Genomic DNA, 14739 nt, shown 5'->3' on the forward strand with positions numbered 1-14739 from the left:
AATGTTTTCCATCCATCACGATGTTAGCGCCTTCAGATTCGATTCTGTTGTGCGGCTATTTCAAATCAGCGGTTTGCTGGGTCACCTCGCGCAGCAGTTTCTTACGAATCCGCTCGGGATAATCAGCAAACCCTGAGGCTGAGACGACAAACGCCCCCTCGCCCACGATCACATTTTCAAAGAAATATGCGGTCAGATCCGGTTCGCTTTCTTCGATTGCAATCGCGTTCACCGTCACACCGCGTGTCCGCAGAATTCTGTGGACGTCCGATGGTTCAACCCCCTCGTTCGACACCCCATCGCCAGAGATATCGATCAGGTGGCGTTTGCAATCTGACACCGTATCGAAATAAGACATGGTCGATTCCAGCGCCTCGCCAATTGCGGTGGAAAAGTTGCGCCAGACCCTTGGATCGTTGGCCACTTTTACAGCAAACTGATCAATTGCCTCGAAACTGTCGATATGTGTCCACGGAACAGTGACCATCTGACGAGAGGACCCTGTCCACTGCACCAGCATCACGCGGGCTTTCCCGCGCACCAATGCCTCGGACACGATCGGGTCACGCAAACCGGCTGCTAGGCCATCCATTTGTATTCGATACTCAGTCGAATCGACCGACCCCGAGACGTCTACAGCGAGTGCCAATGCCAAATCGCAAGCATATGCAGGTGGCGTCAGACAGACGCAGGCAGCTATTGTGCGAAGCAAGGTCATGACCACAGCCTAACACGATTGGCGCTGGCTGCGATCAAATGAATGTCACCACGAGTATCAGATCGGCATCAAAGCCCAGTAATCCAGATCAAGCAGGACATTGGGCAGATAACGACCGTCTTCGTTTTTCAACTCAAACGGCGCGCCGCCCTTGGTTGCGACCAACCGTAGGCGCACGGCGCCGACGCCCGGAATGGCAGTTTCCGCCTTGTCCAGAACTTCGGACCAGGCCTTGATCGTGTCGCCCGCAAAACAGGGGTTAGCGTGCGCGCCACCGTTCAGGCCAACGATCATCTGTGCATTAGCCAGCCCGTTGAACGACAGGGTCCGCGCCATGGAAATCACGTGACCGCCATAGATCAGCCGCCCTTCGGGGCGGAAGGTCAGATCGAAATGCACCTTGGCGGTGTTCTGCCACAGGCGGGTCGCCAGCATATGTTCGGCCTCTTCGACCGTGACGCCATCGACGTGATCGATTTTCTCGCCAATCTCATAGTCGCCCCAGCGATGCGCCTCACCAGCCTGAGCGAAATCGTACTGAGAGAAATCAAGGCCCTCGGGCGCGATCAGATCCTTCGCATCCAGCGACTTCTTCAGTTCAGGCACCACAGTCTCGGGCGCGGGCGCATCCATATCCGATTTCCGCACCATGACCCAACGCACGTATTCGATGACAACCTCATCGCGCTGGTTCAGACCGCGCGTGCGCACCCAGACAACACCGGTCTTGCCGTTCGAGTTCTGTTTGAGGCCGATCACCTCGGATTCCGAACGCAAGGTATCGTCGGGATAGACCGGCTTAAGCCAGCGCCCTTCAGCATACCCCAGATTGGCGACCGCATTCAGCGACACATCAGGGACAGTCTTGCCAAACACGACGTGGAATGCAGCAAGATCATCAATCGGGCTTTGCGGCAGACCACAATTCCGGGCGAACTCGTCCGAGGAATACAGCGCATGCCGCGCCGGATAGAGCGCGTGGTACAGCGCCCGCTCGCCATTGGTCACCGTGCGCGGCACGGCATGGTGCAACACCTGACCAATGGAGTAATCCTCGAAAAAGCGGCCCGAATTGGTTTTTGCCATTATTGCTGTCCCAGTTTCATGTCAGGTGAATAGTTGGCCTCGACCTCTTTAGTCACGGCTTGCGCGCAGCGCATCATGCGGCTGTTTTCGTCATAGGCATAGGACGGGTCGCCATAGAGCTCCCACCCTTTTGCCAATGCGTCTGTTACTTTGTGGCAGAAGGCCGAGGTGTCTTCTTCGGTCAACAAACGGTAGAGTTTTGCCATGATGTCAGATCCTTACGAGGGGAACGGCGACGGGCCGACCAGCCCGTGAACGTAGCCGATGACACCCAGCAGCACGATCGAGGCCACAAAGAACATCGCGTCCTTCCCATAGGTTCCGGGTTCACCGGGGGTCCAGTCAGGCTGCGACTTGTTGATCACGATCACTTCGACAACGGCCCAAGCCAACAACCCGCCGAACAGGATGATCGAGGCCAGATCGCCATTGACCAGCAAATGCGCAAAAGCCCACAGTTTAAACCCGCCCAGCATCGGATGGCGCAGCTTGTTCAGTACGCGGCCCTTGGTTCCGGCGGGGCTCATCATGTAGATCGCAATCAACACCAGCAGGTTATTGATATGGATCATAAAACTCGGCGGGGCCCAGACATGGATGAAGTCGGTCATGCGATAGCCGAAGATCATCAGCAGGATCGATGCCACCAAGGCCAGCGCGACCGCGCCCTTGCCGGCGTCGCCCATCGCAGCGCGACGCTCTGGCATCACACGTTTGAACAGATGCGCGGCCCACCAAAGTGCCACACCGAGAATGAGAAGAACAAAGCCCATGCTGGCTTACCCCGCTTGCAAAGCTGTAATTGCCTCCGCTTTTGCCAGAATTTCGCGGGCAGTTACAACGTGCAGATTTTCAACGATCTTGCCGTCGACCACGGCAACGCCCTGTCCTTGCGCCTCAACCTCTTCGAAAGCGGCAATCTGGCGACGGGCCAGATCGATCTCGGTCTCCGACGGGGCATAGGCTGCATTGGTGACATCGACCTGTGCGGGATGGATCAGGGTTTTACCGTCAAAACCCATGTCGCGGCCTTGCGCACATTCGGCGGCCAGACCTTCGGCGTCCTTGAATGCGTTGTAGACACCATCGACAACGATCAGCCCCTCGGCCTTGGCGGCTAGCAGGCACAGGCCCAGCGAAGTCATCAGGGGCAGGCGATCTGGACGGAAGCGGGTTTGCAACTCCTTCGCCAAATCATTTGTCCCCATGACAAACCCCGCCATCAGCGGATGGGCGGCAATCTCGGCCGCATTGAGCATCCCGCGCGGGGTTTCCATCATCGCCCAGATTGGCAGGTCACCGGTAATCGCGGCCAATGCGTCCACGTCCGCAGCTGAATTCACCTTGGGCAGCAGGACCACATCGGCATCCATCTCGCGCACGGCCTCAGCGTCAGCACGGCCCCATTCGGTATCCAGACCGTTGATGCGCACGATCTTGACCCGTTCCCCATAACCGCCCGCGGCCAGAGCCGCCTTAAGCGTTTCGCGTGCATTGCCCTTCTCATCAGCAGAAACCGCGTCCTCAAGATCAAAAATGATCGCGTCCACAGGCAAAGTGCGTGCCTTGTCCAACGCCCGGTCTTTCGAACCGGGGATATAAAGAACAGAACGATAGGGGCGCTGGCGCGAGTCCATTGGCTTCTCCCGAAGAAATAAAGTTGCGCGGAATTGGGCATTTTTTGTCGGAAAGTTCAAGCGCAAAATCGCCGCATCGCAGCATTTGCGACGCAACGTGCGTTCCTTTAACCGGATTTCGGTCCAACGGCGGCACCCTGACCGGCAAAAGAAATCGAAAAGGGTCAAAGATGCACAAGACACTGCTGAAGATGACGATGGGCCTCGGAATCATGGTTCTGGCTGCGCAACAGGCCCACGCCCGCAACTGCGCACCACGTGACGAGGTGATAAAACGGCTGACCGAAACTTACGGCGAAACGCGCCAGGGGATCGGCATCGCGCGTCAAGGCGCGGTGATGGAGCTCTATGCGTCGGACCAAAGCGGCAGCTGGACGATCACCGTGACATTGCCGGATGGAATGACCTGCCTTGTTGCCTCGGGTCAGGCTTATGAAATGATCGCCGATGCCCTGCCGCCCAACGTCTGATCAGGTCAAAGCGTCCCAGATCAGTTTACTGCCCGTGAGCGCCAGCAGCACATAGGCGATGCCAAAGAACAGGCGCTCGGACAGCATGAAATGCGCCCGGACGCCCAGCCAGGCACCAAGAATCGCAAATGGTGTCAAAAGCAGATCGGCCCACGCGGTGTGCCAAGTGAAAAGGCCAAGATAGGCGTAAGGCACAAATTTCGTGATGTTGATGACCCAGAAGGCCAATACAGTGCTGGCCTGAAACTCGGTCTTCGACAGGCGTTGCGACAGCAGGTAAACGGCGGCTGGCGGGCCGCCCGCATGGCTGACAAAGCTGGTGAAGCCGGCAACCAGTCCAGCGAACAGTCCGGCGGGGGCAGGCAGTCTGTTTGTGAAGCCGCGCACCCAGCCTTTGGATTGACTGACGTGCCAAACGACAAAACCAATGGAAATCCCCCCGATCAGTAGGCGCAGCAGATCATCATCGGTGGCGCGATAAAGCCATGCGCCCAACGCCACGCCAGGCACGGCCCCAAGGATCAACAGGCGCGAATCCGGCCAGCTCCAGCGTTTCCAATAGGGCCCAAGAGTTGCAACATCGATCACCATCAAAATCGGCAGCATCAGCGCCAGTGCCTGCCCCGGCTCCAATATCAACGCCAGAATCGATGAGGACGCAAAGGCCACGCCCGAGCCAAAGCCACCCTTCGAAATACCCGCAAAGATCACAGCCGGGATCGCTACAACAAAAAACATCAGGTTCAATTCGAACATGCAGCGCCCCGGTTTCGGCCTGTATCCTTGGCCGTTTAGCGCAATCAGCACAGGCAGTGCAAACGGTATGCGGTTGCATGCCGCGCCGCTGAACACTTGCGCGAAAGCCATTTAGCGACTAGCACAGCCGCGATTTCAATTCCGACCGGAGATTTTCCAAATGGCCAGACCCAAGATTGCGCTTATCGGCGCTGGGAACATCGGCGGCACGCTTGCGCACCTCGCAGCTGTCAAAGAACTGGGTGACGTAGTCCTGTTCGACATCGCAGACGGGCTGCCGCAAGGCAAAGCGCTCGACATCGCTGAATCCGGCCCTTCGGAAGGGTTCGACGCAGCCATGTCCGGCACCAGCGATTATGCCGATATCGCAGGCGCAGACGTCTGCATCGTCACCGCTGGCGTCGCCCGCAAACCCGGCATGAGCCGCGATGACTTGTTGGGCATTAACCTGAAAGTCATGAAGTCGGTTGGCGAAGGCATTGCAGCCCACGCGCCCGACGCGTTCGTGATCTGCATCACCAACCCGCTGGACGCGATGGTCTGGGCTCTGCGTGAGTTCTCGGGCCTGCCGCACAACAAAGTCTGCGGCATGGCTGGCGTTCTGGACTCGGCCCGTTTCGCGCACTTCCTGTCGGAAGAGTTCAACGTCTCGATGCGCGACGTCACCGCGTTTGTTCTGGGCGGCCACGGCGACACAATGGTGCCGTCGGTGCGTTATTCGACCGTTGCCGGTATCCCCCTGCCCGATCTGGTCGAGATGGGCTGGACCACGCAGGATAAGTTGGACGCCATCGTTCAGCGTACCCGTGATGGCGGTGCCGAAATCGTTGGCCTGCTGAAAACTGGCTCGGCTTACTACGCGCCTGCCACTTCGGCGATCGAAATGGCCGAAGCCTATCTGAAAGACCAAAAGCGCGTACTGCCTTGCGCCGCATACTGCAGCGGCGAGCTGGGAGTTGACGGTCTCTATGTCGGCGTTCCGACCGTGATCGGCGCCGGTGGCGTCGAACGGATCGTCGACATCAAGCTGAACGAAGACGAACAAGCCGGGTTCGACAATTCGGTCAATGCCGTCAAAGGTCTGATCGAAGCTTGCAAGGACATCGACAGCTCGCTGGCCTGATCCCTCTTCAGCTGTAATTCAGAACCCGGTTTACCATTGGTGAGCCGGGTTTTTCTTTGGACGATTGCGGCGCCATTGAATCGACATTTCCCCGGCACAGCTGCCATGTAATCGTTTGAATCCGCCATCTCGGCGGACCGGCTAGGTTTAGCGCTAGCTGAATTCTCTCTTTATTCTAAAGGCCGTCAACGACGACGAATCAAACGGGTGACCTTCATTGCATTTTGTGATCACACCCAAAAAAACCGTGATCACAAATAATGAAAATCTTCGTGAAAAACTGCTTCCCTGTCAAAAAACCCTTTAAACTTGCCCCCTAGACACCCCTATAACGGTGTAACGCAGTCAGACAGGACAGTTTCGATGAACATTCACGAATATCAGGCCAAAGCGCTTCTTCGCAGCTATGGCGCTCCGGTCTCCGAAGGTCGCGCGGTTCTGCGCGCTGAGGAAGCCAAAACCGCAGCCGGTGAACTGGATGGCCCGCTCTGGGTTGTCAAAGCACAGATCCACGCGGGTGGCCGCGGAAAGGGCTCCTTCAAAGAGGCTGACGCCGGTGAAAAAGGCGGTGTTCGTCTGACCAAGTCGGTGGAAGAAGCATCCGAGGAAGCCAAGAAGATGCTGGGCCGTACTCTGGTCACGCATCAAACCGGCCCCGCGGGCAAGCAAGTCAACCGCATCTACATCGAAGCCGGTTCCGGCATCGAGCGTGAACTGTACCTTGCCCTGCTGGTGGATCGCCAGACCAGCCGCATCTCATTCGTGTGTTCGACCGAAGGTGGCATGGACATCGAAGAGGTTGCCGCGGCAACGCCCGAGAAAATCCTGTCCTTCTCGGTCGATCCGGCAACAGGCTATCAGCCCTATCATGGCCGTCGCATCGCCTTCTCGCTGGGCCTGGAAGGTGCGCAAGTCAAGCAGTGCGTCAAACTGATGAGCCAGCTGTATGCCGCCTTCGTCGAGAAGGACATGGAGATGCTGGAGATCAACCCGCTGATCGTGTCCGACAAGGGCGACCTCAAGGTGCTGGACGCCAAGGTCGGCTTTGACGGTAACGCGGTCTACCGCCACCCCGACATCGCTGAGCTGCGCGACACGACCGAGGAAGACCCCAAGGAATTGGAAGCCTCTAAATACGACCTGAACTACATCGCGTTGGATGGTGAGATCGGCTGCATGGTCAACGGTGCCGGCCTGGCGATGGCGACCATGGACATCATCAAGCTGTATGGGGCTGAGCCTGCAAACTTCCTCGACGTGGGTGGCGGTGCCACCAAAGAGAAAGTGACCGAGGCATTCAAGATCATCACCTCTGACCCGCAGGTCAAAGGCATCCTGGTCAACATCTTCGGTGGCATCATGCGCTGTGACGTCATCGCCGAGGGCGTCGTCGCCGCAGTGAAAGAGGTCGGCCTGCAGGTTCCGCTGGTCGTGCGTCTGGAAGGCACCAATGTCGAGAAGGGCAAAGAGATCATCAACACCTCTGGCCTGGACGTGATCGCGGCGGACAACCTGAAAGACGGTGCCGAGAAGATCGTGAAGGCCGTCAAAGGCTAATCCCAATTCAGTGGGGTGGGATTTGCCCACCTTTCCGACGAATTCAGGCAGGCTCAGGCCCGCTTAAAACAGGAGAATGCCAAATGGCAGTCCTCATCGACGAAAATACCAAAGTGATCTGTCAGGGCTTTACCGGCTCGCAGGGCACATTCCACTCTGAACAGGCCATCGCCTATGGCACCAAGATGGTCGGCGGCGTGACCCCCGGCAAAGGCGGGATGACCCATCTTGACCTGCCCGTATTCAACTCGGTCCACGAGGCCAAGCATGTGACCGAAGCCAATGCCAGCGTGATCTATGTACCGCCGCCCTTTGCAGCAGACTCGATCCTCGAAGCGATTGATGCCGAGATGGAAGTGATCGTCTGCATCACCGAAGGCATCCCGGTTCTGGACATGATGAAGGTGAAGCGCGCGCTGGAAGGCAGCAAGTCACGCCTGATCGGGCCGAACTGCCCCGGTGTGATCACGCCCGACGCCTGCAAGATCGGCATCATGCCCGGCCACATTCACAAACGCGGGAGCGTGGGTGTCGTTTCCCGCTCGGGTACGCTTACTTATGAAGCTGTGAAACAGACAACAGACGTAGGCCTGGGCCAGTCCACCTGTGTGGGCATCGGCGGCGACCCGATCAAAGGGACTGAACATATCGACGTGCTGGAATGGTTCCTGGCGGATGACGAAACCCACTCGATCATCATGATCGGTGAGATCGGCGGCTCGGCCGAGGAAGAAGCCGCGCAGTTCCTGGCGGATGAGGCCAAGAAGGGCCGCTCGAAACCCACCGCTGGTTTTATCGCGGGTCGCACGGCTCCTCCGGGCCGCCGCATGGGCCACGCAGGCGCGATCGTCGCCGGCGGCAAAGGCGGTGCCGAGGACAAGATCGAAGCCATGCGCTCGGCCGGTATTGTCGTAGCCGAAAGCCCCGCCCAGTTGGGTGAGGCTGTGCTGGAAGCGATTGGGTAAGTGACCGAGGGCCGGGTATATGTTCTGAGGGCAGCGCCCGGCCCGAGGGTGGGTGCAATGCGCCCGCCCACCAAAACATTGGTTTGCCTTCGGCAAAACGAGGCGGGTCGGGCGCTGCCCGGCAATGCTCACCGGTTGGGTCAATATTGATGGGACCAGTGCAGGCTATATCGACCGGACTGCGGAAAACCTTGGTTTATTCCGGCAGAGCCACACGCTCAGAATTCTGGTGGTTTGCGCCGGTCGCGCTGGTCTTTCCGATGTTAGCGATTACACAACTTAACTGGCAGAACGCCGAGATTTTGGGCATCTGGCAACTGTTTGTAGTAATGGTAGCATCTGTTCCTCTGCTATCGGCCATGAGCCGCCGGTTACAAGACACTGGGGAGGAGGGTCGTCAGGCATTCTATCCTTTCATGCCTCTGATTACTCTCTGGCTCGGTTATCAGATGATGTACTGGCTCGGGTTGGTGCTGCTAACCGGTAGCGGTTTCGGAATCCTTTTTCTGGGGTTATTCGCTTTGGTGCTAGTAGCAATTGTGCTCCTTGTTGGATTTATCTCAAGCGCGCTAATTGCCGCCAACGTTATTGGCATGATGCTTGTAGCATCAGATCCGCAAAGCAATCGTTTCGGAGCGCCCGAGTTAGGAGTGACCCCATGACCTTCTCCGACGCCATACGCACTTGTTTCTCCAAGTTTTTCACCTTCTCAGGTCGTGCCTCGCGGCCCGAGTACTGGTTCTTTTTCCTGTTCATCGTGATCTGGAACGTCATCGCCGGGATCATCGACTGGCAGTTCTTCACACAGGTCGCCACGACACAGACCGATGAAGTCAAACAAGTCACCGCGACATCCAACCAGCCGGTGCAAAGCATCGTCAGCTTGATCGTGTTCATTCCGCATCTGGCCGTCGCGTGGCGACGGATGCATGACACCGGGCGCAGTGGGCTTTTTGCCTTGCTTCCGATCCTGCTGATTGCCGGCGCCTTTGCCGTGCTGATCTTTGGCATCGGCCTCGCATCCCATTTCCAGCATGGCGGTAATCTGGACATCCTATTCACCCGCGCCACGTTGCTGGTCGTTATCCCGACACTGCTTGTTTTGTTTGTGTCGCCCCTCCTGGTTCTGTGGTGGCTGACCCGCCCCAGCCAACCAGGCACCAATCAATACGGTCCCAACCCACATGAGGTAGCCCAATGACCGAACATACGCCCAATTCTGCCTTTCATGCTTCTAGCTTTATGCAGGGGCATAATGCTGAATATCTGGAGCAGCTTTATGCCCAGTACGCCAAGGACCCGAACGCTGTAGATGCGGCCTGGGTCGATTTTTTCCGGGCGATGGGCGACGCCACGCCGGACGTCCAGCGCGAGGCCGAAGGGCCATCCTGGGCTCGGACCGACTGGCCTCCGATGCCGACGGATGACCTTACTGGCGCGTTGACGGGCGAATGGGCCGAAATCGACGCCAAGGCGGCAGGCGACAAGATTAAGGACAAGGCCGAGGCCAAGGGCGTTCAGGTCAGCGAAGACCAAATCAAACGCGCCGTTCTGGACAGTCTGCGGGCGCTGATGCTGATCCGGGCTTATCGTATCCGGGGCCATCTTGCTGCTAATCTGGACCCGTTGGGCATGCGCGCCGCCAGCACCCACCCGGAATTGGACCCCAGGACGTATGGCTTCACCGAAGCCGACATGGACCGCCCGATCTTTATCGACAACGTGCTGGGTTTGCAGATGGCCAGCATGCGCCAGATTGTCGAGATCGTGAAACGGACCTATTGCGGCACATTCGCGCTGCAGTACATGCATATCTCAAATCCGGAAGAAGCCGCGTGGCTGAAGGAACGGATCGAGGGGTACGGCAAGGAAATTCAGTTCACCAAGGAAGGCCGCAAGGCGATCCTGAACAAGATGGTCGAGGCCGAAGGCTTCGAGAAGTTCCTGCACGTTAAATACATGGGCACCAAACGTTTCGGCCTGGACGGCGGCGAAGCCTTGATCCCCGCGATGGAGCAGATCATCAAGCGCGGCGGTGCGCTGGGTGTCAGTGATATCGTCATCGGCATGCCGCACCGGGGCCGCCTGAACATTCTGGCCAACGTGATGCGCAAACCCTATCGCGCCATCTTCAACGAGTTCCAGGGCGGCAGCTTCAAACCCGAAGATGTGGATGGTTCAGGCGATGTGAAATACCACCTCGGCGCGTCCAGCGACCGTGAATTCAATGGCAACAGTGTCCATCTGTCGCTGACTGCAAACCCCTCCCACCTTGAGGCTGTGAACCCGGTTGTTCTGGGCAAGGTTCGCGCAAAACAGGATCAGTTGGGTGACGAAGACCGGACCAAGGTTATGGGCATCCTGCTGCACGGCGATGCGGCCTTTGCGGGTCAAGGTGTTGTCGCCGAAGGCTTTGGCCTGTCCGGCCTTAAGGGTCATAAGACCGGCGGCACGATGCATATCGTGGTGAACAACCAGATTGGCTTTACCACCGCGCCGCATTTCAGCCGCTCCAGCCCCTACCCCACCGATATCGCCCTGATGGTTGAGGCACCGATCTTCCACGTGAATGGCGACGATCCCGAGGCTGTAACACATGCCGCCAAGGTTGCGACCGAATTCCGGCAGAAGTTCCACAAGGACGTGGTTATCGACATCTTCTGCTATCGCCGGTTCGGGCATAACGAGGGCGATGAGCCCATGTTCACCAACCCGATCATGTACAAGAAGATCAAGACGCATAAGACCACGCTGTCGCTGTACACCGAGCGTCTCGTGAAAGACGGCCTTATCCCCGAAGGCGAAATCGAGGATATGAAGGCCGCCTTCCAGGCGCATCTGAATGATGAGTTCGAGGCGGGCAAAGACTATAAGCCCAACAAGGCTGACTGGCTGGACGGGCGCTGGTCGCATCTGGACAAGAACAAAGATGAATATGTCCGCGGTGACACAGCAATTAAACCGGAAACGCTGGCGCAGATTGGCAACGCGCTGAGCCACACACCAGCAGATATCGCAGTGCACCGTACCGTCTCACGTCTTTTGGATCAAAAGAAACAGATGTTCGAAAGCGGCAAAGGGTTTGACTGGGCGACTGGTGAGGCCCTGGCCTTTGGCTCTCTGCTGACCGAAGGCTATCCGGTGCGCCTGTCAGGGCAAGATGCGACGCGCGGGACGTTCAGTCAGCGTCACTCGGGTTTCATACATCAGGAAACTGAAGAACGGTACTACCCACTGAACAACATTCGTGAGGGCCAGTCGAAATACGATGTAATCGACTCGATGCTCAGCGAATATGCGGTGCTGGGCTTTGAATATGGATTCTCACTGGCGGAACCAAATGCACTGACCCTGTGGGAAGCGCAGTTTGGCGATTTTGCCAACGGCGCGCAAATTATGTTCGACCAGTTCATCAGCTCGGGCGAAAGCAAATGGCTGCGCATGTCCGGTCTGGTTTGCCTGTTGCCACACGGCTTCGAAGGTCAGGGGCCTGAACACTCGTCAGCGCGTCTGGAACGGTTCCTGCAGATGTGTGGTCAGGACAACTGGATCGTGGCCAACTGCACGACCCCTGCGAATTACTTTCACATCCTGCGCCGTCAGCTGCACCGGACCTTCCGCAAGCCGCTGATCCTGGTGACGCCCAAATCGTTACTGCGCCACAAGCTGGCGGTCAGCACAGCAGAAGAGTTCACCACTGGTTCAAGCTTCCATCGCGTGTTGTGGGACGATGCACAGCACGGAAACTCGGAAACCAAATTGGTCAAGGACGACAAGGTCAAACGCGTGGTGATGTGTTCCGGCAAGGTCTACTACGATCTGCTGGAAGAACGCGATGCGCGCGGCATCGATGATGTCTACCTGATGCGGATTGAGCAGTTCTATCCCTTCCCGGCGCATTCGCTGATTAATGAGTTGGAGCGCTTTAAGGGTGCCGAAATGATCTGGTGTCAGGAAGAACCCAAGAACCAGGGTGCATGGACCTTTATCGAACCGAATATCGAATGGGTTCTGACCCGCATCGGCGCCAAGCACACACGGCCGCGTTATGTCGGCCGCTCCACATCGGCTTCTCCCGCAACGGGTCTGGCCAGCCAACACAAAGCCCAACAAGAAGCGCTGGTCGACGAAGCGCTGAGCATTGAAGGAAAATAATCGATGTCCATTGAAGTTCGAGTTCCCACGCTTGGCGAGTCGGTTACCGAAGCCACGGTTGCGACATGGTTCAAGAAACCCGGCGACGCCGTCGCGGTTGATGAAATGTTGTGTGAGTTGGAGACTGACAAGGTCACCGTCGAAGTCCCTTCTCCTGCCGCTGGCGTGATGGGCGAAATCGTCGCCGCAGAAGGTGAAACCGTTGGCGTTGACGCTCTGCTGGCCACCATCGCTGCAGGTGAAGGCGCAGCTCCTGCCCCGGTAGCCGTACCGGCCCCGGCGGCTGCGGCTGCTCAGGCGGCGTCTGGCGGCAGTGTTGACGTCATGGTGCCGACCTTGGGTGAATCCGTGACTGAAGCGACCGTTTCGACATGGTTCAAACAGGTCGGCGACAGCGTCGCACAGGACGAGATGCTGTGTGAGCTGGAAACCGACAAGGTCTCGGTCGAGGTTCCGGCCCCGGCTGCGGGTGTTCTGGCAGAAATCGTTGCCCCCGAAGGCGCAACAGTTGAGGCGTCGGCCAAACTGGCGGTGATTTCCGGCGCAGCGGCAGGGTCCGTCGCTGCTCCGGCAGCTGCGGCGGCAACCCCGGCTGCAGCAGCAAGCACCGGCAAGGACATCGCCAACGCGCCATCCGCCGAAAAAGCTATGGCAGAGGCCGGTTTGTCCGCGGATCAGGTCACAGGCACCGGTCGTGATGGGCGGATCATGAAAGAGGATGTTGCCCGCGCAGCGGCTACGGCTGCGGCCCCGGCACCTACGGCGGCAGCACCGGCACCGGCGCAAGCGCCTCGGGCACCGGTCGCAGCACAGGATGCCGCCCGCGAAGAGCGTGTGCGCATGACCCGCCTGCGCCAAACCATCGCCAAGCGTTTGAAGGATGCGCAGAACACTGCGGCAATCCTGACCACCTTCAACGAGGTGGACATGACCGAGGTGATGGGCCTGCGCAATGAATACAAAGACCTGTTCCTGAAAAAGCACGGCGTGAAACTGGGCTTTATGTCCTTCTTCACCAAGGCATGCTGTCACGCGCTGAAAGAGGTTCCGGAAGTCAACGCCGAGATCGATGGCACGGACATCGTCTACAAGAATTTCGTGCACATGGGCGTTGCCGCCGGTACGCCGCAAGGTCTGGTTGTTCCTGTCATCCGCGACGCCGACAGCATGTCCTTCGCGGATATCGAAAAGGCTATCGCCGAAAAGGGCAAGCGCGCCCGCGACGGCAAGTTGTCCATGGCAGAGATGCAGGGCGGCACCTTCACCATCTCGAATGGTGGTGTCTATGGCTCGCTGATGTCTTCGCCGATCCTGAACCCACCGCAGTCGGGTATCCTTGGCATGCACAAGATCCAGGACCGTCCGATGGTCATCAATGGTGAGATCAAGATCCGCCCGATGATGTATCTGGCACTGTCCTATGACCACCGGATTGTTGACGGCAAGGGCGCGGTGACGTTCCTTGTACGTGTGAAAGAGGCGCTGGAAGACCCGCGCCGTCTGCTGATGGATCTGTAATCATGGCGACACATGTACTCTGGCAAGCCGACGTGGCCGACTTTGATGTCTGGCTGAAGGTGTTTGAAGAAGACAAACCGATGAGAGAGGCCGCGGGCATCCGCGACCTCCATATCTGGAAAGACCCTGATCGCAAGGACCACGCGGTCGCGTTGTTCGAGATCACCGATCTCGACCGGGCCCAGAGCTTCATCGAATCCGAAGAGCTGGCCATGCACCACGAACGTGGTGGCGTGGCACATATCCAGACCAAGGTTCTGGACCCTGTCTGAAAGCATGAAGCTGCGCCTGCCCATTGGGGGCGCGGCACGAACGGGTAACGCGATGACTTTCGACTGCTCAAAGGGAACCACTGGATGACCACGGAACTAACCGTCCTGACCCTTGCCGCATTACTTTGGGTCGCACAATTCGTAGTCTACCTGGCTGCCGGGCACGGTAAGATTGACCTTGGTCTTGCGGTTGGCCCGCGAGATATCCCTTTTGACAAACCGGGGGTTTCGGGGCGTCTGCACCGTGCCCTCAGCAACCACACCGAAGGGTTGGTTCTGTTCGCAATTGCGGCGCTTGTCGTGACGGTTTCGGGCCAGTCGAACGGGCTCACTGCGGCCTGTAGCTGGATCTATTTGATCGTCCGCATCCTCTACGTCCCCGCCTACGCATTGGGTTGGACGCCTTGGCGAACCGTGATCTGGATCGTTGGCTTGGCGGCCAACACCGTAATGTTGCTGGCGGCTGTCTTTTGATTCAGTCG

The 14739-nt window shown here is 58.0% G+C and carries 16 protein-coding genes; 10 read left to right on the forward strand and 6 right to left on the reverse strand.

Features of this window, described 5'->3' with window-relative positions:
- Positions 1 to 55 precede the first annotated feature (55 nt).
- Genes AC2FLJ_RS12695 through AC2FLJ_RS12715 form a run of 5 tightly spaced genes read right to left on the reverse strand, consistent with a single transcriptional unit; the run spans position 56 to position 3441 of the window.
- Positions 56 to 718, reverse strand: a complete 663-nt coding sequence (locus AC2FLJ_RS12695; protein WP_109312898.1) for a DUF1194 domain-containing protein — start codon at positions 716 to 718, stop codon at positions 56 to 58.
- 57 nt (positions 719 to 775) lie between these two features.
- Positions 776 to 1804 carry a MaoC family dehydratase gene (locus tag AC2FLJ_RS12700; protein ID WP_496698766.1) on the reverse strand — a complete coding sequence of 343 codons (1029 nt, stop codon included), beginning with the start codon at positions 1802 to 1804 and terminating at the stop codon, positions 776 to 778.
- A complete protein-coding gene (locus tag AC2FLJ_RS12705; RefSeq protein WP_496698764.1) occupies positions 1804 to 2010 on the reverse strand; it encodes a DUF1737 domain-containing protein in 207 nt (68 codons plus the stop codon). The genes AC2FLJ_RS12700 and AC2FLJ_RS12705 overlap by 1 nt, the downstream gene beginning before the upstream one ends.
- A 12-nt stretch (positions 2011 to 2022) precedes the next feature.
- Positions 2023 to 2577 (reverse strand): NnrU family protein, encoded by a 555-nt coding sequence (locus AC2FLJ_RS12710; RefSeq protein ID WP_058273530.1) that lies wholly within the window; start codon positions 2575 to 2577, stop codon positions 2023 to 2025.
- 6 nt (positions 2578 to 2583) lie between these two features.
- On the reverse strand, positions 2584 to 3441 hold the full coding sequence (locus AC2FLJ_RS12715) for an HpcH/HpaI aldolase/citrate lyase family protein (RefSeq protein ID WP_058278787.1): 858 nt from the start codon (positions 3439 to 3441) through the stop codon (positions 2584 to 2586).
- 170 nt (positions 3442 to 3611) lie between these two features.
- Here AC2FLJ_RS12715 and AC2FLJ_RS12720 point away from each other — a divergent pair, with 170 nt between their 5' ends.
- A complete protein-coding gene (locus AC2FLJ_RS12720) occupies positions 3612 to 3911 on the forward strand; it encodes a hypothetical protein (RefSeq protein WP_282120109.1) in 300 nt (99 codons plus the stop codon).
- Here AC2FLJ_RS12720 and AC2FLJ_RS12725 read toward each other — a convergent pair whose 3' ends face one another.
- Positions 3912 to 4667: a sulfite exporter TauE/SafE family protein gene (locus AC2FLJ_RS12725; protein WP_496706088.1), complete on the reverse strand. Its 756-nt coding sequence runs from the start codon at positions 4665 to 4667 to the stop codon at positions 3912 to 3914.
- A gap of 160 nt (positions 4668 to 4827) precedes the next feature.
- Here AC2FLJ_RS12725 and mdh point away from each other — a divergent pair, with 160 nt between their 5' ends.
- From mdh to AC2FLJ_RS12770, 9 genes are all read left to right on the forward strand, one after another.
- Complete coding sequence (gene mdh / locus AC2FLJ_RS12730; RefSeq protein ID WP_496706090.1) at positions 4828 to 5790, forward strand: malate dehydrogenase; 963 nt, start codon at positions 4828 to 4830, stop codon at positions 5788 to 5790.
- A gap of 363 nt (positions 5791 to 6153) precedes the next feature.
- Positions 6154 to 7347, forward strand: coding sequence for an ADP-forming succinate--CoA ligase subunit beta (gene sucC / locus AC2FLJ_RS12735; protein WP_058273533.1), 1194 nt, complete (start codon positions 6154 to 6156; stop codon positions 7345 to 7347).
- An 83-nt stretch (positions 7348 to 7430) separates the two neighbouring features.
- On the forward strand, positions 7431 to 8312 hold the full coding sequence (sucD, locus tag AC2FLJ_RS12740; protein ID WP_058273535.1) for a succinate--CoA ligase subunit alpha: 882 nt from the start codon (positions 7431 to 7433) through the stop codon (positions 8310 to 8312).
- 149 nt (positions 8313 to 8461) lie between these two features.
- Positions 8462 to 8974 (forward strand): DUF805 domain-containing protein, encoded by a 513-nt coding sequence (locus AC2FLJ_RS12745; protein ID WP_496706092.1) that lies wholly within the window; start codon positions 8462 to 8464, stop codon positions 8972 to 8974.
- Positions 8971 to 9513 carry a DUF805 domain-containing protein gene (locus tag AC2FLJ_RS12750; protein ID WP_496706093.1) on the forward strand — a complete coding sequence of 181 codons (543 nt, stop codon included), beginning with the start codon at positions 8971 to 8973 and terminating at the stop codon, positions 9511 to 9513. The genes AC2FLJ_RS12745 and AC2FLJ_RS12750 overlap by 4 nt, the downstream gene beginning before the upstream one ends.
- Complete coding sequence (locus AC2FLJ_RS12755; RefSeq protein ID WP_058278793.1) at positions 9510 to 12467, forward strand: 2-oxoglutarate dehydrogenase E1 component; 2958 nt, start codon at positions 9510 to 9512, stop codon at positions 12465 to 12467. The genes AC2FLJ_RS12750 and AC2FLJ_RS12755 overlap by 4 nt, the downstream gene beginning before the upstream one ends.
- A 3-nt stretch (positions 12468 to 12470) precedes the next feature.
- Positions 12471 to 13985, forward strand: a complete 1515-nt coding sequence (odhB, locus tag AC2FLJ_RS12760; protein WP_496698760.1) for a 2-oxoglutarate dehydrogenase complex dihydrolipoyllysine-residue succinyltransferase — start codon at positions 12471 to 12473, stop codon at positions 13983 to 13985.
- A gap of 2 nt (positions 13986 to 13987) precedes the next feature.
- Positions 13988 to 14257 carry a hypothetical protein gene (locus AC2FLJ_RS12765; protein ID WP_058273540.1) on the forward strand — a complete coding sequence of 90 codons (270 nt, stop codon included), beginning with the start codon at positions 13988 to 13990 and terminating at the stop codon, positions 14255 to 14257.
- A gap of 84 nt (positions 14258 to 14341) precedes the next feature.
- Positions 14342 to 14731 (forward strand): MAPEG family protein, encoded by a 390-nt coding sequence (locus AC2FLJ_RS12770; RefSeq protein WP_472722843.1) that lies wholly within the window; start codon positions 14342 to 14344, stop codon positions 14729 to 14731.
- Positions 14732 to 14739 lie beyond the last annotated feature (8 nt).

Source organism: Ruegeria sp. CDSA034 (genome assembly GCF_059612275.1).

What these genes read in the sequence shown, in the direction of transcription:
- AC2FLJ_RS12720 (WP_282120109.1), top strand. Translation starts at nt 3,612, where the DNA reads ATGCACAAGACACTGCTGAAGATGACGATGGGCCTCGGAATCATGGTT.
- AC2FLJ_RS12745 (WP_496706092.1), top strand. Translation starts at nt 8,462, where the DNA reads ATGGGACCAGTGCAGGCTATATCGACCGGACTGCGGAAAACCTTGGTT.
- AC2FLJ_RS12695 (WP_109312898.1), bottom strand. Translation starts at nt 718, where the DNA reads ATGACCTTGCTTCGCACAATAGCTGCCTGCGTCTGTCTGACGCCACCT.
- AC2FLJ_RS12755 (WP_058278793.1), top strand. Translation starts at nt 9,510, where the DNA reads ATGACCGAACATACGCCCAATTCTGCCTTTCATGCTTCTAGCTTTATG.
- AC2FLJ_RS12770 (WP_472722843.1), top strand. Translation starts at nt 14,342, where the DNA reads ATGACCACGGAACTAACCGTCCTGACCCTTGCCGCATTACTTTGGGTC.
- AC2FLJ_RS12710 (WP_058273530.1), bottom strand. Translation starts at nt 2,577, where the DNA reads ATGGGCTTTGTTCTTCTCATTCTCGGTGTGGCACTTTGGTGGGCCGCG.
- AC2FLJ_RS12715 (WP_058278787.1), bottom strand. Translation starts at nt 3,441, where the DNA reads ATGGACTCGCGCCAGCGCCCCTATCGTTCTGTTCTTTATATCCCCGGT.
- sucD (WP_058273535.1), top strand. Translation starts at nt 7,431, where the DNA reads ATGGCAGTCCTCATCGACGAAAATACCAAAGTGATCTGTCAGGGCTTT.
- AC2FLJ_RS12750 (WP_496706093.1), top strand. Translation starts at nt 8,971, where the DNA reads ATGACCTTCTCCGACGCCATACGCACTTGTTTCTCCAAGTTTTTCACC.
- AC2FLJ_RS12700 (WP_496698766.1), bottom strand. Translation starts at nt 1,804, where the DNA reads ATGGCAAAAACCAATTCGGGCCGCTTTTTCGAGGATTACTCCATTGGT.
- sucC (WP_058273533.1), top strand. Translation starts at nt 6,154, where the DNA reads ATGAACATTCACGAATATCAGGCCAAAGCGCTTCTTCGCAGCTATGGC.
- AC2FLJ_RS12765 (WP_058273540.1), top strand. Translation starts at nt 13,988, where the DNA reads ATGGCGACACATGTACTCTGGCAAGCCGACGTGGCCGACTTTGATGTC.
- AC2FLJ_RS12705 (WP_496698764.1), bottom strand. Translation starts at nt 2,010, where the DNA reads ATGGCAAAACTCTACCGTTTGTTGACCGAAGAAGACACCTCGGCCTTC.
- odhB (WP_496698760.1), top strand. Translation starts at nt 12,471, where the DNA reads ATGTCCATTGAAGTTCGAGTTCCCACGCTTGGCGAGTCGGTTACCGAA.
- mdh (WP_496706090.1), top strand. Translation starts at nt 4,828, where the DNA reads ATGGCCAGACCCAAGATTGCGCTTATCGGCGCTGGGAACATCGGCGGC.
- AC2FLJ_RS12725 (WP_496706088.1), bottom strand. Translation starts at nt 4,667, where the DNA reads ATGTTCGAATTGAACCTGATGTTTTTTGTTGTAGCGATCCCGGCTGTG.